Origin of the sequence: Heliorestis convoluta (genome assembly GCF_009649955.1) — a bacterium.
In the GTDB taxonomy this organism is placed as follows: Bacteria; Bacillota; Desulfitobacteriia; order Heliobacteriales; family Heliobacteriaceae; genus Heliorestis; species Heliorestis convoluta.
This window is the reverse complement of the sequence record NZ_CP045875.1, coordinates 1,008,668-1,029,865: the sequence shown is the minus strand read 5'-3', so window position 1 is coordinate 1,029,865 and position 21,198 is coordinate 1,008,668. Positions and strand designations below refer to the sequence as shown.

Here is a 21,198-nt window from a genome sequence, read left to right as displayed (position 1 = left end):
TTTTTGTCTGAATTGCTAAACTAAACACTTACTTTCCTTACCCAATCCCAACTCTCTTTCGCCCATCTCACAGACCGCTCTACGCCTTCTTCTAAGCTTACCTCTGGTTTCCAGCCTAATAATTGATTCGCTTTTTCAACATTAGCCCAAGTTGCGATCATATCGGCTTTGTGAAAAGGCTTGTGTTGGCGAATTGATTTTTTTCCTGTCTTTTCTTCGATAAGTTCAATAAGTTTGCTGATTTTATCTGGATGGTTGTTACCCAAATTAATAACTTCAAACCCCATGGGTTTAAGTGCTTTAATGGTGCCTCGAGCGATATCTTCAACATAGGTAAAATCTCGTGTCTGACTCCCATCTCCATAAATAGTCAAAGGTGTCCCTTCTAGAGTCCACTTGATAAAACGCAAAGGTGCCATATCAGGTCGTCCTGCAGGACCGTAAACGGTGAAGTAGCGGAGAATGGTAACATCGAGATCGAAGAGGTGATGATAACTATAAGCCATTGCTTCGGCGGCTTTTTTTGATGCGGCATAGGGGGAAATAGGTTCGTTGACAGGCAGGCATTCTTGGAAAGGCATGGGTTGTCCTGCGTAGAGAGATGAAGTGGAAGCGAGGATGTATTTGTTAATGTTGTGCTTTTTACAAATTTCTAAGAGGTTGAGGTTGCCATTGGCATTGGTAGTTAGGTAGATATGAGGGTTTTCGATGCTGTAACGGACGCCGGCACGGGCGGCTTCGTTGATGATGGCATCGATTTTGTATTTTTGGCAGATATTCGTTAGAGATTCAAGGTCTTCAATGTCGCAGCGGTAGAAAGTAAAGTTTTTTTTACTTTTCTTATGCTCTTTAAGTTTTTGGAGTCGCCATTCTTTTAGTCGGGTGTCATAGTAGTCGTTCATATTATCGATGGCAATGATTTGATAGTCTTGATCGAGGAGTTGATGACAGACGGAGCTTCCAATGAATCCAGCGGCACCAGTAACAACAATGACAGACATGGAGTGCCTCACTTTCTATTTTCCTACGCCAATGTAAGTAAATCCTGCGTCCCTTAATGCCTGGCTATTCAAGGCATTGCGTCCATCAAGGATAACTTTTTGTCGCATCTTTTCACCGTATAGTTTATACGGTAAGTGAATAAATTCATTCCACTCCGTTATAAGAATAAGAGCGTCAATACCATTTACTAGTTCGGTAGAGCTGCTGACATATTCAATGGCTAAATTAGGGTGGATATGACGACAATTCTCCATCGCAATAGGATCGTAGGCTTTTACATGTACACCTAGTTCAATAAGCCTTTCCGCTATGGTAATAGCGGGTGCATCGCGCAAGTCGTCGGTGCCTGGTTTGAAGGCGAGCCCTAGAAGGCCAATGGTTCGGCCTCGTAGTACTTTGAGGGCTGATTGAAGCTTTTTAATTACTTCTTCTCTTTGTCGGTAGTTCACATCAATGGCGGACTGGCTAAGTGGCATAGCGTAGCCATATTGTTCCCCGGTGTGGATGAGAGCTTGTACGTCTTTGGGAAAACAACTTCCACCCCAGCCGATGCCCGCGTTTAAGAATTGGCTACCAATGCGTTTATCTAAGCCAATCCCACGCGCCACTTCCTGAATATCGGCGCCTACTTTTTCAGAGAGGCCAGCAATCTCATTGATATAGGAAATTTTCATAGCTAAAAAGGTGTTAGCAGCATACTTGATTAGTTCCGCGCTCGTGGGGCTCGTGATAATAAATGCTGGCAGAAGATAGTTCTCAGGTCTTGGTAAGAATTCAGGAGCTGAAAAGGTTTGTTCTAGGATTGGGGCGTACATTTCTCGCAATGTGTAAGCAGCTTGGGTATCTTCGGAACCGATGACGATGCGATCAGGGTAAAACGTATCATGAAGAGCCACACCTTCTCGTAGAAATTCGGGGTTAGAGGCGACGGAGATAGAAGTAACAATATTGCGCTCCTTTAGGTGCTGGCTAATGATGGATTGTACGCGACGAGCTGAGCCGATGGGAACAGTGGATTTGTTGACGATGACAGGGGCTGAAGTGGACTTATCACACACTTGTGGGGTAAGACGTTGACCTAGTTCTCTAGCCACTGCCTCAACATAGGAGAGATCTGCATCGCCATTTTCTTTGCTCGGTGTACCGACTGCGATGATAACAACATCTGTTTTGATCTCGAAACTATCCCAAGTTCCAAAAGTGAGTCGGCCGTTGGTTTGGTTCAATAGTTCTTCCAGACCTTTTTCATGAATGGGGGGCTGACTCCTTCGTAGCATTTGAATACGTTCTTCATTCTGGTCAATTACGTGAACACAACGACCCATATAAGCTAAGGATACAGCAGTGGTAAGTCCTACATATCCACAACCAATAATAGTGATATGCACAGCTGCTATTCATTCCTTTCTAGGAGTTATTATATTATCGTGATTAGAAAATGCTTGGTTAATTCTTTTAACTACAAAGAGTTACATTAGAATCGATTACCTTCATCTTATCAAAATATCTATTTAGCTTACTTTGACTCTTAAATGACGATTATCTTTTCTATAACTTCCTAACGTCTCCGCCAATCCTTTATGCAAAGACCACTGTGGCTTCCAGTCTAGCTCTCGTTGTGCTTTAATTGAATTTAGATAACTCTCTTTTATATCGCCTGGGCGCGGGATTGTGTATTTCGTTTTGATGGATTGATGGTTCGCGTGGCTGAGTATTTTTGTAAGTTCATTAATGGAGGTGGGTCGATTGCAGCCTACGTTATAAATAGAGCCATCACCTTTCGTTAGTGTAGCCAAATTGGCTGATGCTACATCACCAACATAGATAAAATCTCGTGTCTGCTCTCCATCACCATGAATCGTTAAAGTTTCTCCTTGAATCAGACGATCGCAAAATAAGGCTACAACGCCACCTTCTCCCGATGCGTCTTGGCGAGGGCCGTAGACATTGGCGTAGCGAAGGACGGTATAGTCAAGGTTATGGATGTTTTTGTAGTGTTTTAGATACATTTCTGGTGCATATTTGGATACGCCATAAGGCGATATGGGATTTACGGGGTGATCTTCGTCGATGGCTAGATAGGCAGGTTCTCCGTAGACAGCGGCTGATGAAGCGTAGGTGATTTTCCTTACGCCACATTGTGCGGCTGATTCTAACAGGTTCAGTGTTCCTATTAGATTGACGCGAGCATCAAAGATGGGATCTTCAATGGAGTTGTTCACTTTAATTTGTGCTGCTTGATGGATAATTACTTCGGGGGCTGCTTTCTTGATTAGTTTTATCAGTTCAGGAGAGCAAATGTCGATTTGATAAAAGTCGGCTTCTTGGTGAACCTGTTCTAGTTTGCCCTGTGATAAATTATCAACGACTGTGACGGTGTGGTTCTCTTTGATTAGGGCATCTACGATATGGGAGCCGATAAAACCGGCACCACCTGTGACTAGTACTTTCATGGTGTTTATCTCTCCTGTTCTGTTATGATGCTTTGTCTTTTAAGAGCATGACCTTCAAGGTGTGCAGTAAGATTCGTGCGTCTGTTGAAGGCGATACTGTTTTGGCGTAGAGAAGGTCGTACCGTAACTTATCGTCGACAGCCGTGCTATAACGTCCTTCTACTTGGGCTAAGCCAGTGATACCCACCATGATTTGATGGCGATATTGATAACCATGAATGTCTTTTTCAAATTGTTCTACAAAGAAAGGACGTTCTGGTCTAGGGCCAATGAAGCTCATGTCTCCTATGAATACGTTCCACAGTTGTGGCAATTCGTCAATTCTAGTCGTTCTTAAAAAACGTCCTACCCTGGTGATGCGCGGATCTTTTTCTGTGGCTAAGACAGGTCCTGTACTTTTTTCTGCATCTGGAATCATCGTTCGTAGCTTAAGGAGACGAAATACTTTGCCATTATGACCAACGCGATCTTGTCTAAATAACAAGGGCGCTTTCGGGTTTTCGATTATCATAGTTAAAGAAGCGAGCGCGATTAATAACAAAGCTGGTATGGCTAAGAGCATAACCAGTGTGATATCGATAAGTCGCTTCCAGCTTACTTGCGGCTTTTTGACAGCTTCTTTGATCTTAAACAATGGCAATCCTGCTTCTTGTGTTGCTTGTGATTGAATGAGAAGAATATCGTGAATGTCAGGAATGAGAAAAGAGACAATATTGCGCATATAGGTCTGCTCTAGCATTTGGTTGCGTAAGTCTTTTGCTATATCTTCAGAAAAAAGTAGAGCTTGGGGCTTTGCTTGATCGATGATTTGCTCAAAGTTTGCATAGGTCCCCAAGTGATTGCAGTGATTTTCACTTGCTTTTCCAGTTGATTCTTGTTCTGTGATGATACCTTGTATCGCATATAGTTCTTTGCTTTCATTGCGTAAGGCAAGGGCTCTGGCAATGGCTTTGTCTTCAGGGCCTACTAGAATTAATTTCATCGGTCCTAGCTTTTTGTTGGTCCAGTTCCAGAGATAGTATCTCCACAGACTCAGTAAGCCAAGTTGTAAAAGTGCAGATACAATCAATACAGAACGAGGAAAGGCAAATTGATAAAATAGAAAAGATAAAGCTAGCGTCACGAGGAAAAGTAGTACGACAACGCAAATAATTGAAGAAAAGATATCTTTCCACAAGCGTCGTCCTGGTGTATAAAGGTTGTACAAAGTTAAAAGTGAAAAAGCTGAGATGTTAATCCAAGGAAGCATAAATATATAGGCTTCCCAGTTAGGATTGGGAACGGGAAAGCCAAGTCGAAGTAAGAAAGCAATCAAAATTGCTCCATTCATTATGCTTATATCTATGAGTACTTTTGCTATCACTGTCCAGTTCATGATGATCCTCCGAAGAATTATTGGTTTGCTGAAATTTACGTAGATTATACCATTAATTTATACTGTTTTTATGATGTAAATGGTGGCAATTGCAACAAAAAAGCCTGCAAACCATTGCTACAATGCAAGGTTTGCAGGCATATCTCCTGAAATTACTATTTACGTAGATTCTTCTTCTTTCTCATAAAGATAATTACAAGCCAATCCTAAACCGAAGAGCACCCAGAAAACAGGCGCTACGGAAACAAGGCTGTCATTGAAAAAGCCTGCTACAAGATAGCCCATGATCGCTATGAATATAGCCAGGCCTGTCCTAGCATAGAAGCTATCAAAGCGACTGCGCCCATAGAGTCGCAAACTGCTGTATCCATACATGCCGAACATGGCTAGCATAGCGAACAGCGATGGAAGACCCGTGTTAATGGCTGTTTGTAGATAGAGATTGTGAGGTTTGTCCACAATGGTGTAAGCATTGCTCATATAATTTAATTTACTGATTAGATCTTCTTGGGGAAAGTAGATGGCATAGGTATCAGGACCGTAACCCAGTAATAAGGTATCTTTCAACATCGGTACAGAACGGGACCAGATGTAGCCACGACCGGATCCCCAGCGTTCTCGACCTTCAAAAAGACTTATACCTTCTGAGAGTACTATCTGGTCATGGAGTTTTCCACCAGGGCCAAAAAGCATAAAGCCATCTTCGGTTGCTTCAAAAACGAGAAAACCTCGAGGTAAATCAATTTTCAAGCGATTGTCAGCGAGCATAAAAGCATAGCCATCATAACGTGAATCTGTAAAAACAATCAGCTCTTTTTCTTCATCATAGTCATAATCAAGTGCCTCTCCTGCTTGATTGACAATTTGCAAGATACCTTCTTCATTGGCAAAGGTTAATGTGTCTTGATCAAAAAGCAAGGCAATACGATTTCTTTCCATGACAATATCTAATAAGGTCAAACTATTAGAATCACTTGCTTGTTCTGAAGCTGCCTCTTGATTGACAGCGAATTCACTCTCACCACTTTGCATTAGAACTGGTTGCGCTGCTGGTGTCATGTTCCCCAATCGACCTAAGGTTCGACCGTCGGAAGCTGTGTTCAGGACAAACAAGATAAGAGCAAAAGAAGTAAATAATGCCGCTGTTTTCTTCCATTGAGTACGCATTTCCCGATGAAATAGTATCGCTAACAGGATAAAAGCGATTAGAAGTCCCATCATACCAGCCCGTGAATTCGAGCCAAACAACGTCGCAAAGATCAGGCAAGTCAATAGAAAGGAAGCAACCATGGGCAGCTGTTGACGGAGTGAGTAAAATAGCATCATAGCCAAAGGCAAGACGAGAACAGCGTAACTACCCACATAGTTGGTATTGTAAAGAGTGGCGTAAATGGTATAAGGCCCGAAGGTAAAATTCAGTGTACTGGCGATATCACTATAAGCCGCTGGTACCATGAATTGTTTGCCAAGGTCACTCTTAAAAAAGTCCATGCCGAAAAACTGGAAAACCCCAATGACGCCAATAATGGAAGCTGATAGGAATAACCCGCCTATCAGGATCTTGAAGTGTTTTTCTTCTTTTACTATATTCAAAGTAATAAAAGTGATAAGCAAGTAAGACAATAGTACGAGGGCGCCTTCATAACGATCTGGAAAGCCTAGCATGGCTACGCTTTTGTGTTCGGCCAAAAGAGTTGATAGTATGATAAATAAAGCGTATATTCCCAAAGGAATATATATTTGCATTGGCTTGAATTCAATATTCTTCAAGAAAAAGCGTATTGCAAAAAAGAAAAAGGCTGTGGCTGTTGCCATCATCAAGATAATTGCTTTGTTGTAAGAGAAAAAATCGTTGTTGACTTCACTGGGCCAGTAATACTTAACAATGCCTTCCAGCTCAATTGGATTCATATAAACAATCAATGGTACAAGAGCGATAACGATTAACAACGGAAATAAGTCAAAGGTAGAAATATAATGGTGTTGCTTGTTATCTTTTTGTTTATTTTTACTCAAACAGTAATCCCCTCCCAGTCTATACTATCTAACTCCTTTATATATTGCCATAAGTCATCATATTTCTCAATATGATATTCTATTTTGACAAAAAAAGGAGAGCAGCATGTGCTCTCCTTTTTTACCCTTTAAGATTATCGTAAATAATCAGGCATGAGATAGGGCTTTTCAAAAATTATTTTTAATTGACTATGCTGTCTTTTAATCTTTTCTAGTTCCTTTTCTGATTCCACGAGCGCTAGCTCTGCACCTTCTACTGTTAACTGCGTTGTCAGACCGAGGTTGTAGTTCAAGCGTAGGAGGTTATGATCTTGCTGGGCTTGCTTCTGCTTGCTTTCTGCAATGGCATAGTTGCTCTCTAGTTGACGAATCTGGTTATAACGACTTTTCATTGCTTCTGCGAGCTTTAGCTTTAATTCTGCTAAATCGTTTCTTGCTTTTTGTAAATCGATTTGTCTCACTGCATAAGGATCGTCTCTACCTGTATAGGTATAAAGTCTTAGATTCATTTCAAGTCGTTCAATTTGTTTTTGTTGTAACCAGATATAGGGATCGGTCTGAGCAAGTCGGTAGATATGCATATCGAGATCAGCAACAGGTTCAAGGGGCTCAAATGTAACTTGGTACGATAATGCATAATCTTTGCTGTTATTAATGCCTAGAATCTTATCCAGCTTTAGATACTCGTTATCGAGTGATTTGCGTAGTACTTCTATTTGCTTTAGAGCTTGTTCATATTTTCTTACGTTTTCAGCCAATTGATGTTCGCTGACTAGACCATGGCGCGCTTGTAGCCTCATCTGTTCAATAGAAGCTTTGGTGTATGCTACCGATTGTTGAAGCAAGTCTAGTTGTTCTTGTAAGTTATGGATGGCATCAAAGGAGGCGCGCACTTCTAAGGCAATGGCTTCACGGGTTACTTCTTCTTCTTTTTTCGTCATTTCTAGAGCGATTTCTGTCTGCACAAGACCGAGCAATGCTTGCTTGGCCATCATATCTGCAAAGATCTGACGCGGATCGTTAGAGTCTGGTCGAGTAAAGGTTAGATTATCCTGGGCATCTCTTCGTAGTTCTTCTAAGCGCTTTATGTCTTGACCTTTGTTTTTTAATTGATAACTATGTTGAATCGCTTTGGTAACAGCTTCATCATAGGTTAATAGATTGGCATTATTGATAGAGCCATCTGTTGGGATATCCTTCACAGCGGCAGCATTCGAATTGGTACTGTTATCCCTTAGGGCTTCGCTTTCTGCGACTGCTTCTGTTGCTGGAAAGTTAATGAGGGCTTGATGCTTTTGACTATCCCAGCTAACGTCTGCTCCTAATGATTCTGAGATGAAACGTAGTGGTACCATGGTGGTGTTATTGTGCAGGCGCGGCTTGGTATCTAAAAACAATGTTTCACCATTTCGACGGGCAATGTGAGAATCGATGGTTACTTCTACATTGTTTCCATTTTTTATGGCTTGGGCTCTTTGACTGTCTTGATGCCAGATTACTTCTGCTCCGTAGATTTCAAAGATGGTACGCATGGGAACTAGGATTCGACCTTCTACATGCAAAGGCCCATGGGCAAAGGTATGCTCTTCACCGTTGATTAGGATGGTTGACTCTGTTTCCGTACTGTTAGCACTTCCTGGGGCAGGCCATGGTAGCATTAGTGAGAAAGCCAAAAGTGCTGTTAGAGGCCAACTGATTTTTTTCACAGGAAGGACCTCCTAGTTGAGATCTAAAGAAATGTCAAATTGTATTTCACGTTCTGTTTGGGTATGATCATTCGATAATACGTATAAATAGAGACGCATTTTCTGAGCATCTTTGGGGATAGGTGGTAGGGCTATGTAACCTTCTACTTTATCACTTCGATAGAGATCGTTATACCATTTTCTATCTTGTTCTGCTCCGGGTATGTTCTGGGCGGTGTATTCTTTGCCATCAATGATTGCTCTGGTTTTACGCTGTTGCAGATTCAAAGGTATGGAATCTGTGTTTTCCAAGGTTAGATAGACACGAGTGTAGACATTGCTTGCTGGGTAACCATCGCCAAGAATAACCGATTGAACGTGAAGTTCCATATCTCGGAAATATCTAGATAAGGGTAACTCGCGATAATCTCCTGCTGGTTGCTTATCTTCGATAGAGGGCGCTTTCACTTCTTCTTTTTGATCATCTTGTGGCTCTTCGATGACTTCTTTTTCTTCGGAGAGTTCACAAGGCTCTGTTGTAATTCTTACAGCACGGTTGAGATCATCCCATTGAACTTGGACACCTAAATTCTCGGCTATAAATCGCGCAGGTACGTATGTTCGATTCTCGTAAATTAAGGTTGTATAGTCCTGGGCTACTTCTTTTTTCTCTTCATTAAAGTAAAAACGTATATTCTTGTCCTCAAAAGCTGTCACTGTGTTAATAGATGTTGCTAAGACGGCTGTGCCCACCGTTAATGATGCACCTAGTAGAAATCCTGCTACAAGGTATTTTACCTTTTGAATTTTCATGATAGAGACTCCTTTCTTTGTGCTTTATATAATTTGTGATGATGCAAAAAGGGACTCCCGAAGGAGTCCTCTTTTTATCGATTCGGTTGCCCGTCTGAGACAATTACTGGTTAACGATTACAGTTTGAGTCTCAGCTACCCACTCCATGTCTGCACCGAGAGCTTGACCGATGAAGCGTAGAGGTAGGAAAGTGCGACCATCGCGAATCTCAGGTGCTACATCCATAGTTAGAGGTGTGCCGTTAACAGTCATTACGTTGTTGCCGATTTGTACGGAAACAATGCGGTCACCTTTGATGATAGTAGCAGATTGAGTAGCTTGGTTCCAGATGATGTTGTTTTCGCTTACACCCAGAGCGTCAGCTACGAAGCGAACTGGTAAGAAAGTACGACCGTCTTTGATGTAAGGCGCAGCGTCCATTTGCTTTTCTACACCGTTAACAGTGTAAACATTTTCACCGATTACGAAAGTAGCAGCGGAACGAACTTGACCAGGAGCTGGGGTGATTACGTTAGCGAAGTTAACGCGTGCTACTCGAGTGTTGAATGTGCCAGAATCCGCATCTCTTTCGATAGCATCTTCACCATTAATAGAAACATATCCAATTAATGCATCACCACTAACGTCAACTTGAACAAAGCCTTCTGGAGCCATGCGATTAACAGTTAGCTCAATATTGCTTACTTTGATAGTTGAAGGTTCAGTAGAGTCTGCCTCAATAACAATCGTCAAACGATGATCATCTACATCAGAGGCGTCTACATCAATTTCAAGGTCTCCAGCAATCACTTCAAAAGTTGCATCAGTGAATCTTAGTCCATCAAATTGTCTTAAGTCGATGACTAAGCTACCTTCCATTAAAGCACCAGCTTGGTTTTCAGTAATTACAATGTCAGGTGCAGATTGATTCTGAACACCGATTCTAACATCCGCAACTTTAATGTCAACTTCAACAGGCGCAATTGCTGTCCCGATTAGGAGGTTTTGCTCAGCAATGCCTGCACCTTTGATGTTTAGGTAGATTTTGCCAGTCTTGTCAGCTTCAATAAGCAAAGGAATTACTAGCTCAATTTCATCTGCTTCTGTGCTATCTTCTACAGTAACTTCAAATCTGTTTCTATCGCTGTTGATCCAGAAGGAATTTCTTTCAAATACAGCGCTACCGTCACCAAAAATTTCATCAAAAACAGTTTCATGGTCTGCATTTTCTGCAACTGCTACTTTAACCCAGCTTGGTAGTTCAAACTCTACGATCCGACCATCTAGTAAAGCTCTACCATTTTGCTCGATTGTAATTTCAGCAGTTTCAAATTCTTCTTCATCTAAGTCAGCAAGATTGCCAACAGCAGCACGACCTGCAAGGAATTCTCTTACTTCGTCAATTGAAACAGTAACGCCGTGCTCAATATATTCAGCAACTACTAGGCCGGATACGGCTGTAACATCACTAGAGCGGCTGAGTATATCTACTTTAACATCACCTAGGTTAGCGTCTCTGGTGATATTAAAATATGGAGTGATTGCGATATATCCTCTAGAATCTGAAGATCTAACAATATTTCTAACAGTAACTTCTAGCGTTCTATCGTTTGCACCAATCCGAGCCTCGAGTGTTGCTGTATTACCTAACCCTTCAACAACTGCACTACCACTCGTAAGAGTAGCGTTCCAGTTGAAACCACTAGGCAATCTTAATCTAAACTCTTGAGTTCCAGGATCAAGTGCACCAATTCTAGCTTCATCTATCGTAATTGTTGCACCATGTGCATTACCTCTAGTAACATCTCTCTTTTCGCCGACTGTAGCAATGGTGCCACCAGATTCAACGACTGCGAAAGTATAGGTACCGCTGGAGACTGCACTATCCATTGGGTTAACAGTTACTTTGATTTCACCGGAAGCGTTGTCTAGGTCTACGTTCAAAGGAATGTGGAAGGTCTGGCTTTTGAGAATGCCACTGAGAGTTACGTCAATAATTTGATCAGAGATTACTCTGATTTGATATTGAGTAGCTGCACCAGTTGTAGAAGCGATTGCGCCGCTGGTTGCGCTAACTGCAGCGCTTGTTGCAGTAGTTTCTCCTAAGTTCCACTCAGCAGAACCTGGCAATTGCAAGCGGAATCTTTCTGAAGCACCAAAGTCACCATCTTCATCTTGAATGATAAGGTAAGGTACTCGAGCAAGATCTTCAAAGTTCTCATCCTTATCTACATAAACAACACGGTCAACGCGGTTCTTGCTTGCTGCTTCTGCTTCGCCAATCATTCCGATGGGTGCGAATACCGTGAACATGAACATAAATGCTGTCACGATAGCAAGCATTTTTTTGTTAGCTTTGCTAATCATTCTTTTGTTTCTCCTCCATTAATTTTGATTCACTTTGGTAAAACCTTGAGATATGTTCACTAAAAACATGGGCTTCTAGTGGCTGCATCCCCCCTTCGGCAGTGTATCATTACAATCAAATCAACGTCAAGTTCTTTATTCAAGTTGCATTCGATTAATTAGACAGCGCAGTTCCTTGAAAAGTTCCCGGATTGGGAAGTTTTTTTGCAAAGCTTTATGAAAAGTATAAAGAAAAAAAAGGGGCCTCCCGAAGGAGTACCCCTATTCTCTAATACTTTATAGTTTGTAAAGAGAAGATGATTCGATTACTGCTTTACGATAGCCGTTTGTGTCTCAGCTACCCACTCAAGGTTAGCACCAAGAGCTTGACCGATAAAGCGCAGTGGCAAGTAGGTGCGGTCGCCAGTGATTTCTGGTGCTACATCCATATAAAGCGTAGTACCGTTCACAGTCATTGCATAGTTACCGATTTGTACAGAAACTACGCGGTCGCCTTTGATAATTGTAGCAGTTTGGGAAGACTGGTTCCACATGATGTTGTTCTCGTTCACACCAAGAGCTTCTGCTACATAGCGAAGTGGCAAGAAAGTGCGGTCATTTTTGATATAAGGCATTGCATCCATTTGCTTTTCTACACCGTCTACAGTGTAGGAAGTGCTACCGATGGAGAAGCTTGCAGTGGCGCGAACTTCGCCAGGAGCTGGGGTGATTACGTTGGCGAAGACTGTGCGAAGTACACGACCGTTGAAGTCGCTTTCGTTGTTAGTAAACACGCCGTTTTCTTCGCTAACATAACCAATCAATGCGTTTCCACCAACATCTACTCTTACAGGTCCTTCTGGTGCCATACGGTTAACGGTTAGCTCAATGTTGGTTACTTTAATTGTTGAAGGTACTGTAGATTCTGTGTCGATGTAGATAAGCAATCGTTCATTTTGAACACTAGAAGCATCTACATCAATTTCAAGGTCACCAGCGGTAACTACAAAGTCTGCATTATCAAATCTTAGACCATTGTGGTCTCTGAAGTTGACTACTAAGTAGCCTCTTTCCATGAGAGCACCAGCTTCGTTTTCAGTGATTACAATGTCTGGTGCAGATTGTTGTTGAACACCTAGTCTTACATCAGCAACTTTAATGTCTACTTGCACAGGTGCAAGAGCTTTACCGACTAAGAGATTCTGCTCGTTGAGGCCTGCACCTTTGACATTTAGATGGATGTCGCCAGTTTTGTCAGCTTCAATGATTAGAGGAAGTTCTAGTTCGATATCGTTTGTGTTAGGAGTATTTACATTTACTTCAAACTTATTTCTATCGCTATTGATCCAGAAGTTGTTGAAGACAGTTTGTCCATTGCTGTCGAAGATAGCATTAAAAATTTGCTCGTTAGTTGCATCATCTTCAGCTGCTACTTTAACCCAGCTTGGTAGTTCAAATTCAACAATTCGTCCATTTAATAAAGCGTTGCTACCAGTCTGCTCAATTGTAATGGTAGCTGTTGTATATTCTTCTTCATCAAGATTTCCTAGATTCTCTACAGAAGCTCGACCTGCAAGGAACTCTCTCGCTTCATCAATAGAAATAGTAACGCCATGCTCAAGATACTCTGCAATTACTAGACCAGAAATGGCGGTGATATCGCCTCTTGTGCTGAGTAGGTCTACTTTTACATCTCCCATGTTAGCATCTCTAGTAACGTTAAAGACCGGATCAATTGTGATGTATCCTCTAGAAACTTCAGATGGTGCCGCCACGTTTACACGAAGTTCAATCGTTCTAGTGTTATTGGTAGTATGAATCGTGACATCTGGTTCAACGCTGCCATTGCCAAAGTTATAGGCATTGGCTTCAGTTACAGTGCCAGACCCAGTAGTAACCCACTCAAAACCACTGGGAAGTCTCAATCTAAAAACTTGCTCTCCACTAAGTGCGCCAATTCTTGTTTCATCTAGTGTAATTGTAGCACCTTCACGTGCAGGTCCTCTGGTAACATCTTCTTTGTCACTTACAGTTGCAATAGTACCGCCAGCTTCTACGACAGCAAATGTAAAGCTACCGCTAGAAAGAGCGCTGTCCATTGGGTTAATGGTTACTTTGATTTCACCGGAAGCATTGTCTAGGTCTACGTTCAAAGGAATGTGGAATGTGTTTCCACTAATATCGCCGCTGTTAAAAGTTACATCAACAACCTGATCTGAGATTGCTCTAATTGTGTAATTAACAGTTCCTGATGTTACGTGAATTCCATCAGACGCTACAGCAGCAGTGGTTGTAGCAGTATCTGTACCAGTTGCTAAGTTCCATTCAGCAGAACCCGGCAATTGCAAGCGGAATCTTTCTCCGTTGCTAAAGTCACCATCTTCATCTTGAATGATAAGGTAAGGTACTCGAGGAAGTGCGTTAAAATCTTCATCTTTATCTACATATACGACACGGTCAACACGGTTCTTGCTTGCTGCTTCGGCTTCGCCAACCAGACCGACTGGAGCGAAGACTGTGAACATAAACATAAATGCTGTCACGATGGCTAGCATTTTCTTGTTAGCTTTGCTAATCATTCTTTTGTTTCTCCTCCATTTTTGTGTTCATTTCTAAATTTGAATGCTCTGTGTTTCTTAAAGCCAGGAATCTTGAAACTGAAAATCCGCTCTCTGGAGCAGTACCTTCTTTTCTGTTGGCCCCATCCCCCCTTTAAGAAATAAGAAATGATTACGTTGAACCGTCATTTCATCATCGAGCTTGACAAGTTCATTTTTTATTGAAGCTTTTAGAGGCCACTTGGCTTTGTTGTTGTCACTGTTTTTGCCTCTTTAACTTGTCATAAGAGTATTTCGCCTTGGGGGGGTCTTTTGTGTCCTATGTGCATATGGTAATTTGTTCTTTCTACTTAGCCATTGTCTTTGTTCCTTTTAATAGTAGAATGGAGATTGTATTGTGCAGTTGCTTCTATATGTAGCTGTGATCCATTGCACATTGTACATTCATCAAGATGCTGTTACGAGTACGGAACTTTCCCGACCTCTTCGTTGTCTAATTGGATACGAAGAGTACTCAGGGATGCAATTGGAGGAGATTCGCCCTGATAGACAATGTTGAACTCATTCGCGCAGCGCAAGCTGGTGATGGGCAAGCTTTTTCTCAGCTTGTGGAGTTGTACCAGAACAAGGTGTATGGTCTTGCTGTTCATTTGACGGGCAATCCCGATGATGCGCAAGATCTGGCCCAGGAAGCTTTTGTGCGAGCTTATCGCTCGATTGGATCTTTTCGCTTTCAGTCTGACTTTGGCACTTGGATGCATCGGATTACGGTGAATACTTGGATCAATATGACGCGGAAGCAAAAGGGCATTTATCTGGAATCACTCGATCAGGAGATTGAAGGGGAATCTTCTTCTTATAAGAAAGAAGTGGCTTCTGATGATGTTGGGCCTGATCAGGCTTTTGAGAGACAAGAGTTTCAAGGTATGGTGCGCAAAGCTTTGTTAGAGTTGAATGAAGAGCATCGCACTGTGCTGGTGATGCGTGAGATCTATGGCTATTCTTACGATGAGATTGCGGCTTCGACGGAATCTTCTCTTGGTACGGTGAAGTCGCGTATCAATAGAGCCAAATCCAATCTTCGCAAAAAGATTCTAGAGCTTTCGGGAAAGTATGATTTTCCTTTTGCTCGTGACAGAAAGGCAGGTGACAGGCAATGAATCAATTTACTTGGGATCGTTATATTGAAGAAACGTTGAAGGGTATGCCGCAAGAGATGGAAGCGCCGAAGGATTTTTCACAACAAGTGATGGCACGGATTGAAGCTGAACAGGTACGACCGCTTACTGTGGCCTCGCCTGCCTTGCCTTTTGATAAAATTTCTTCTACTGTTTCTTCTCGATCTTCTGGTTCGACGGTTTCGGATTCGAAGGCTATGGCTGCGAAAAGCTCTAGGCCCTTCTGGAAGCAATGGGTCGCTGCTGCGGCGGCTTTTGCTCTTCTTGCTGGGGGTACAGGCGCTTATGTGGCCTTTCAAGATGGGCTTTCCCCTTCCCCGGCTGGCCATCGTGCTGTGGCGCTTGGTGGTGAAGCCGCTGAGGAGATGGGTGATCGCTCTGTAGGTACCGATGGAGTGGGCACACTCGGGTTCGGTATCGATCCTGATACTTCTATTGGAAGTGATGGCGTCGTTGGTATGGCTGGTTCTGGTGTGAACGGTGAAGGTTCTGCCGGGGGCGGCATCGTTGGATCCGGATCTGGTGCTGATGCTGATCCGAGTACTTCTGCAGGCTCTGGGTCTATCGCTGGTACTTCCGGGGCTGCTGGGTCTTATGGTGCTGCTGGTGATGGCGCATCTGCGGCGTCAAGTGATGGTGGGTCTTCAGCTTCTATGGGCGATCAGAGAGCAAGTATGCTTTTGAGCCAGAAAAAGACGGTGGAGCGTGCTTTTTATCGCTATCAAGTTTCCGATCTTGAGTACGCCGCTGGTCTGGTGAAGACAAATGCGGTGGCTCTGGGTGGGGTTGTGGCGGAACAGTCTTTGCAAGAAGTGCAAGATCGGCGCATGGAGACGGTGATTTTGCGCATTCCTCACAATCGCTCGGCTGAGCTTCTACCCCTTCTAGGTGCTTTGGGTACGCCTGTAGAGAGGCGTTCTGATACACAAGATATTACGAATCGCTATCAAGAAACGGTCGCTCACTTGCAGTACTTACAGTCGCAAGTTGGGCAGGCGACTTCGAGCGATTTGGTGGCTTTGCAAAGTAAAATCGCCAGCTTAGAGAGACAGTTGCGGGCTTGGGATCAAGAGTCCGCTTCTGTGACGGTTGTGGTTACTTTGGAGATTGCTAAAGAGTAGAAAAACCACAGAGACACAGAGGGCACAGAGGGATCTTTTGGTTTTGAATCAATGCGGTCTCTTGGAGGCATTGGAAATTTTATAGATATAGAGAGAACCCCAAAGGTGTTTGTTCGTTAAGCACCTTTGGGGTTCTTTTTTTGTTCTTCTTCGATGGCTTTTAAGACGGCATCTAGGAGCATGACGGCGGTTATGCGGTTGATCGATTTTTCGGGGTTGTAGCCGCCTGTACCGAAGATGTAGTCTGGCTTTTCTTGCCAGTTAATGGGTTCTAGTTGTGCTCGTTTCATTTCGTTGTCGATCAGGTGAAGCAGGTCTTGTTGTTGAACTGGTTTTTCCATTTCTTGTTGGGCTATGATGGGGTATTGGTTCTTGAGAAAAGCGATTGCGCTTTGGGCCCAGGGGGCGACGCTTCGGGCTTGTCCTTTTGGTTGACTTTCTTTGGCTGGTTCGGGCCAGCCGAAGGTGCGGGAGAAAAGGACGGCTAGTTCTTGCAAGGTCATGGTTTGTTCCGGTCGGAAGGTGTAGTCGCCGTAGCCTTTGATCAGCCCTTGTTGGACAAAGCGTAGGACGACTTCTTCACCCCAGTGTCCTTGGAGGTCGTAGAAGCGGTTGTTCGATCGTTGTGGCAAGCTGATGTAGCGGCCTTCGACGGCGCCTTGGTCGTTGTGGGCGACGAGCTGATAGCCTTGTTCCTCTCTTTGCGGGCGTGTCCACCAGACAAATTGACCTGTTCCTCTTTGGATGGGTAGGCTGATGCGTTCGTTGCTGGCTGTGGGATAGAGGTAAAGTTCGGTGGCTGTTGTCTGGCCCCAGATGTAGAAGTCTTCTCCCATGGGGGAAGCGAAGACGTTGATTTCGATTGCTTCTCGATCCTCGGTGGTTCTATGGTGGTTTCTTGGTGCTGTGATGGCGGCGGCGTAGTATGTTCTTTCTTCATAGGTTGGGGCAAAGAGAGGTGTGATTTCGATTGCTTCGCCGCGCTGGAGGGCCGTAATGGGTATGGGCAGGCCATCGCGGCTGAGGGCGGTTAAGGAAAAGAGGCGGTATCTTCTGTCCTCTTCTGTGATGATTTCTTGGGTTTGTCTGTTAATGCTTCGGACTTGTTGGGCTGCTGTTGCTTCCGTTTCGACGAGGTGGATGGCTTGGACTTCTCCTTCGGCGTTCAAGGTAAACCAAGCCCAGCCGCCGATGGGGATGGTGGAGAGGTCTACGGCCATGTCCCAGCGTTGGATTTTGGCATTGTTGGCGATGGGGCGTTGGTGACTGCGCTGGTATTGGTCGCTGTAGTAGACGATTTTGTCTTGGGCGGAGAGGTAGAAGATTTTCCCCCAGTGCACTTTGCTGGTGGCGGTGATGGTGACGGCTTCTTGGGTGTCTGGTAGAAGAACGGCTTCGATGTAGTCACCGGGCCGGAGATCACGAAGATTTGCTCTTTCTCCGTTGCGGCTGATGGGGGCGTGGTCCATGACTTTTAATGGTCCGAAGCCTTCGACGGTGAGGCTCCCTTGTTCTGGTTGTGCTGCTTGAATCATGCCCTGGGCCATGGTGCGTTGGACTTGAATGTAGTTGACGTCGTTGCTTTCAGGGTCGAGGATCAAGCGCAAGGTGCTGCCGACGTAGACTTGTGCTGTTTCTAGTGATTCTAAGAGAGGCCCTGGTACGTGGGCTTCGCCAAGGGGTTCGTCTCGCCATTCTAACCAGGCTTGGGGGTGGACGAGATAGGTTTTGTTGTCTTCAAAGAGTTGCAGAGTGCGGTCGGTGATGGACCAGTCTTGAATTCTTCCTTCAATGGTGTCGTAGGAGGCTTTCACTTGTAGGGCTTCTTGGCGGAGTTGGTCAAGCCAGATGGTGGCTTTGGCGCCTTTGGCCCAAGGTAGCCAAGTGGGAACGATGGTGTTATTAATCCAGATCTTTCCTTCTGCGGCGAGGGGGTAGCTTTCATGGCGCCGCTCAGGGTGTACTGGTGTAATGTAGGCTCTTCCTGAGAGTGTGCCCATCTCGATGGCTTGTTCTTCGACGATGCGCAAGGCGGCGTAGCGTTGATAGGGACCTCGGTAGGTGAGCAGGCCTGCGGGGAGGTCCTGATATGCTGGGTCCTCTGGCTGAAGCTTTTTAACCTGATCGTTGATGGCGACGATGAGGGGGGGCGTTGCTTCATTGTTGGGTGCTGTTGTTGCAGGATCGGTATGTAGGATTTCTTCGGCAGGAACTTGTCCCATGACGAGGGCAAAAGGTTGGCCTTGCGGTTGTACTTTCTGTCCTCGTACTTCGATGGTGTATTCGCCGGCCCTGGGTTTTGGGATGATCACTTGCTCTACGTTGTTGCGTCGATCGGGCCCTTCGATGGCCAGGTGGTTGTTGCCTACGTAGGCTTGTCCTTCTGGATCGAGAACCACTAGATCGAGATCGTTGACGAGGCGACCTGTTCCTGTCTCGTCGGCGGGGTCTGTCCAGCTGAGGGTGATTTTTAAGGGGCCCAAGTCGGGATGGGCTGTTACGGTGAAGGGGTAGACTTTGCCTTCTTGAAGGCCTATGGTTACGTCTTCATAGGTGAAGAGTTTTTCTTGGAAGGCGATGAGGGTTCGGCCGATGTCTAAGAGTCCAAAGCCGCTGCCTTGATGGAGGGGGCTTCGCTCTTCTCTGTTATGTAGCTGGGGATCGGCTTCTCCTTCAAAGCGTGCGCCGTTGATGAGGGCTGCTTTTAACAGGGCTGATGACGGTTTGATGCTTTCTCGTTCGCGAAAGTATTGTCGTAGGAGGGCAGCGGCACCGCCTGTGGTGGCAACGGCCATGCTCGTTCCTTGATCGATGGTGTAGTGTTTTTCTGGTTCTATCATGGACGAGGCTGTAGAGATGATGCCGGTGCCCGGTGCGATAAGATCGGGCTTGATTCGTCCGTCGAGGGTCGGTCCGCGACTGGATAGGGCGGCTGCTTGGGCCTCGTCATGGGCCATGTTGTTGTCGTTAAGGCCGCGGTTGCCGGGGGAAGCGCCGACGACGAGGGCGTTTTTACTATTGCTTTCGCCGGTTAGGGTTCTTTCTTCGGGCCCGTCGTTGCCGGCACCAAAGAGGACGAGGAAGTCGGGGTAGTTGGCCATGAAGCGATCGGTCTGGTAGGCGCCTCTGTTGTAGCGGTTGCCCGGTGTGCCCCAGCCGTTGACGTGAATGTAGCTGGCAGCTTGGTAGGCTGGAAGGTAAAGGCGGCTTAGGTCATCCGGTGCTTTGATTTGTTCGTCTTCGTCGACGATGGCTTGGATGTAGAGGCTTGCATCGGGGGCCATGCCTTTGTATTGTCCTGCTGAGGCGGCGCCGGTTCCGGCGATGATGCCGGCCATGTGGGTGCCATGACCGATGGTGTCGGCCGTGGGGCCGTTGGACCAGGATTGGATGGTGAGGATCTTGGGCTTTTGTCCTGGTTGGCTTTGGAAGTCGGGGTGTAGGTTGTTGATGTCGCCTCTATCGAGGCCGCTGTCGGCTAAGGCGATGGTTTCGCCGCGGCCTGTGATGCCTTGGCTGTGGATGAGGTGCGGTGTGTGAACGAGGGCGGCGCCGATGCCGTCGCGGCTGCGATCGGCTAGGAGTTGGGGGGTTGGTTCGGCTGTGGTGAGGGGGTTTGTTAGTAGCAGGGTGATGGTGAAGAGGCAAACCAGAAAAAGGACCTGGGTTGGTCTTTTGGGCATCTGATGACCTCCGTGTTATCTGTTGTCCTTAGCTTTGTGGTGGGGGCAGGCTTTTTTAATTCCTTCCGAACGGACTCATCCCACGCCATGGGCGGCAGCGGAGCTGCCGATGGCTGAGGTCTGAAGTCCTCTCTCCAGGAATTAAAAAGCCTGCCCCTGATACATTTTGCTTTGGGTAGCTAAAAGGGACGTTTTACTTGTACTAGTTCTATTAAAGTGTTTAGTGCAATTTGGTTTACTTTTTTCTTGATTGCTTTAGGACTTCTATTGCGAATAGGGGTAGGTTCAGTTGTCGTTTGATTCTGTGGGGTTCTTTGCTGAGGCGGTAGAGCCATTCTAGGTGGAGTTTTTGGATCCATTGGGGGGCTCGGTTTGTTTTGCCGGCGAGGACGTCCATGCTGCCGCCGATGCCGATGGCGATGAGGGGTTGGTGGCTTGTTCTTTTTGCTTTTTCTATGAATTGATGGATCCAGCGTTCTTGGCGTGGGGCGCCCAGGCCGACGAAGAGGATTTTGGTTTGGCTTGTTTTGATTCTTTGTGTTATTTCTTCGGTTCTTTCTGGTGGGAAGTAGCCGTCTTGGGTGCCTGCTATTTGGAGGGTGGGGTGTTTTTGTTTGAGTTTTTCGGCGGCTTTTTCGGCGATGCCAGGGGCGCTGCCGAGGAAAAAGCAAGGCCAGCCTTGCTGGGCTGATTCTTCTAGCAGGCTGGCCATGAGGTCGATGCCTGTGACGCGTTCGGGCACAGGTGTGGCAAGTTTTCTAGATGCCCAGACGACGCCGATGCCGTCGGCTGTGACGAGGGAGGCTTCTTCTAGGATTTTTTGTAGTTCTTGGTCTTTTTGGGCTTGGTATAGGATTTCGGGGTTGGCGGTTACGATTTGGTGGTAGCCGCCTTGGTGGAGCATTTCTTTTGCTTTTTCGATGGCTTGGGCCATGGTGACGGGGTCGATGGGGGTGCCTAGGATTTTTATTCTTGCTTGCATGGTTGT

Annotated in this window: 13 protein-coding genes; 2 read left to right on the top strand and 11 right to left on the bottom strand. The window is 45.2% G+C overall.

Going from position 1 to position 21,198, the window contains the following annotated elements; all coding sequences use genetic code 11:
* Positions 1-20 precede the first annotated feature (20 nt).
* From FTV88_RS04730 to FTV88_RS04690, 9 genes are all read right to left on the bottom strand, one after another.
* Positions 21-1,001 (bottom strand): SDR family NAD(P)-dependent oxidoreductase, encoded by a 981-nt coding sequence (locus FTV88_RS04730; protein ID WP_153724630.1) that lies wholly within the window; start codon positions 999-1,001, stop codon positions 21-23.
* 15 nt (positions 1,002-1,016) lie between these two features.
* Positions 1,017-2,390, bottom strand: coding sequence for a UDP-glucose dehydrogenase family protein (locus tag FTV88_RS04725; RefSeq protein WP_153724629.1), 1,374 nt, complete (start codon positions 2,388-2,390; stop codon positions 1,017-1,019).
* Positions 2,391-2,513: 123 nt separating this feature from the next.
* Positions 2,514-3,455: an NAD-dependent epimerase/dehydratase family protein gene (locus tag FTV88_RS04720; RefSeq protein ID WP_153724628.1), complete on the bottom strand. Its 942-nt coding sequence runs from the start codon at positions 3,453-3,455 to the stop codon at positions 2,514-2,516.
* A 22-nt stretch (positions 3,456-3,477) separates the two neighbouring features.
* Positions 3,478-4,830, bottom strand: a complete 1,353-nt coding sequence (locus FTV88_RS04715; protein WP_153724627.1) for a sugar transferase — start codon at positions 4,828-4,830, stop codon at positions 3,478-3,480.
* A 159-nt stretch (positions 4,831-4,989) separates the two neighbouring features.
* Positions 4,990-6,846: an O-antigen ligase family protein gene (locus tag FTV88_RS04710; RefSeq protein WP_153724626.1), complete on the bottom strand. Its 1,857-nt coding sequence runs from the start codon at positions 6,844-6,846 to the stop codon at positions 4,990-4,992.
* A 134-nt stretch (positions 6,847-6,980) separates the two neighbouring features.
* Positions 6,981-8,552, bottom strand: coding sequence for a stalk domain-containing protein (locus FTV88_RS04705; protein ID WP_153724625.1), 1,572 nt, complete (start codon positions 8,550-8,552; stop codon positions 6,981-6,983).
* A gap of 12 nt (positions 8,553-8,564) precedes the next feature.
* Positions 8,565-9,344 carry a stalk domain-containing protein gene (locus FTV88_RS04700; RefSeq protein ID WP_153724624.1) on the bottom strand — a complete coding sequence of 260 codons (780 nt, stop codon included), beginning with the start codon at positions 9,342-9,344 and terminating at the stop codon, positions 8,565-8,567.
* A gap of 103 nt (positions 9,345-9,447) precedes the next feature.
* Positions 9,448-11,691 (bottom strand): copper amine oxidase N-terminal domain-containing protein, encoded by a 2,244-nt coding sequence (locus FTV88_RS04695; RefSeq protein WP_153724623.1) that lies wholly within the window; start codon positions 11,689-11,691, stop codon positions 9,448-9,450.
* Between the two features lie 305 nt (positions 11,692-11,996).
* Complete coding sequence (locus FTV88_RS04690) at positions 11,997-14,249, bottom strand: copper amine oxidase N-terminal domain-containing protein (RefSeq protein WP_153724622.1); 2,253 nt, start codon at positions 14,247-14,249, stop codon at positions 11,997-11,999.
* 476 nt (positions 14,250-14,725) lie between these two features.
* On the opposite strand from FTV88_RS04690, the gene FTV88_RS04685 reads away from it, so the two are divergent.
* Both FTV88_RS04685 and FTV88_RS04680 read left to right on the top strand, forming a co-directional pair.
* Positions 14,726-15,388, top strand: coding sequence for a sigma-70 family RNA polymerase sigma factor (locus FTV88_RS04685; protein WP_243137320.1), 663 nt, complete (start codon positions 14,726-14,728; stop codon positions 15,386-15,388).
* Positions 15,385-16,527 carry a DUF4349 domain-containing protein gene (locus FTV88_RS04680; protein WP_153724621.1) on the top strand — a complete coding sequence of 381 codons (1,143 nt, stop codon included), beginning with the start codon at positions 15,385-15,387 and terminating at the stop codon, positions 16,525-16,527. The genes FTV88_RS04685 and FTV88_RS04680 overlap by 4 nt, the downstream gene beginning before the upstream one ends.
* Before the next feature lie 116 nt (positions 16,528-16,643).
* Here FTV88_RS04680 and FTV88_RS04675 read toward each other — a convergent pair whose 3' ends face one another.
* Entirely contained in the window at positions 16,644-20,210 is a 3,567-nt protein-coding gene (locus tag FTV88_RS04675) for a S8 family serine peptidase (protein ID WP_153724620.1), read from the bottom strand.
* A gap of 235 nt (positions 20,211-20,445) precedes the next feature.
* Positions 20,446-21,192 carry a WecB/TagA/CpsF family glycosyltransferase gene (locus tag FTV88_RS04670; protein ID WP_153724619.1) on the bottom strand — a complete coding sequence of 249 codons (747 nt, stop codon included), beginning with the start codon at positions 21,190-21,192 and terminating at the stop codon, positions 20,446-20,448.
* Positions 21,193-21,198: the final 6 nt, after the last annotated feature.

Excerpts from the sequence above, each read along its gene's own strand:
- FTV88_RS04695 (WP_153724623.1), bottom strand. The coding sequence starts at position 11,691 with ATGATTAGCAAAGCTAACAAAAAAATGCTTGCTATCGTGACAGCATTT.
- FTV88_RS04720 (WP_153724628.1), bottom strand. The coding sequence starts at position 3,455 with ATGAAAGTACTAGTCACAGGTGGTGCCGGTTTTATCGGCTCCCATATC.
- FTV88_RS04730 (WP_153724630.1), bottom strand. The coding sequence starts at position 1,001 with ATGTCTGTCATTGTTGTTACTGGTGCCGCTGGATTCATTGGAAGCTCC.
- FTV88_RS04700 (WP_153724624.1), bottom strand. The coding sequence starts at position 9,344 with ATGAAAATTCAAAAGGTAAAATACCTTGTAGCAGGATTTCTACTAGGT.
- FTV88_RS04680 (WP_153724621.1), top strand. The coding sequence starts at position 15,385 with ATGAATCAATTTACTTGGGATCGTTATATTGAAGAAACGTTGAAGGGT.
- FTV88_RS04670 (WP_153724619.1), bottom strand. The coding sequence starts at position 21,192 with ATGCAAGCAAGAATAAAAATCCTAGGCACCCCCATCGACCCCGTCACC.
- FTV88_RS04715 (WP_153724627.1), bottom strand. The coding sequence starts at position 4,830 with ATGAACTGGACAGTGATAGCAAAAGTACTCATAGATATAAGCATAATG.
- FTV88_RS04675 (WP_153724620.1), bottom strand. The coding sequence starts at position 20,210 with ATGCCCAAAAGACCAACCCAGGTCCTTTTTCTGGTTTGCCTCTTCACC.
- FTV88_RS04690 (WP_153724622.1), bottom strand. The coding sequence starts at position 14,249 with ATGATTAGCAAAGCTAACAAGAAAATGCTAGCCATCGTGACAGCATTT.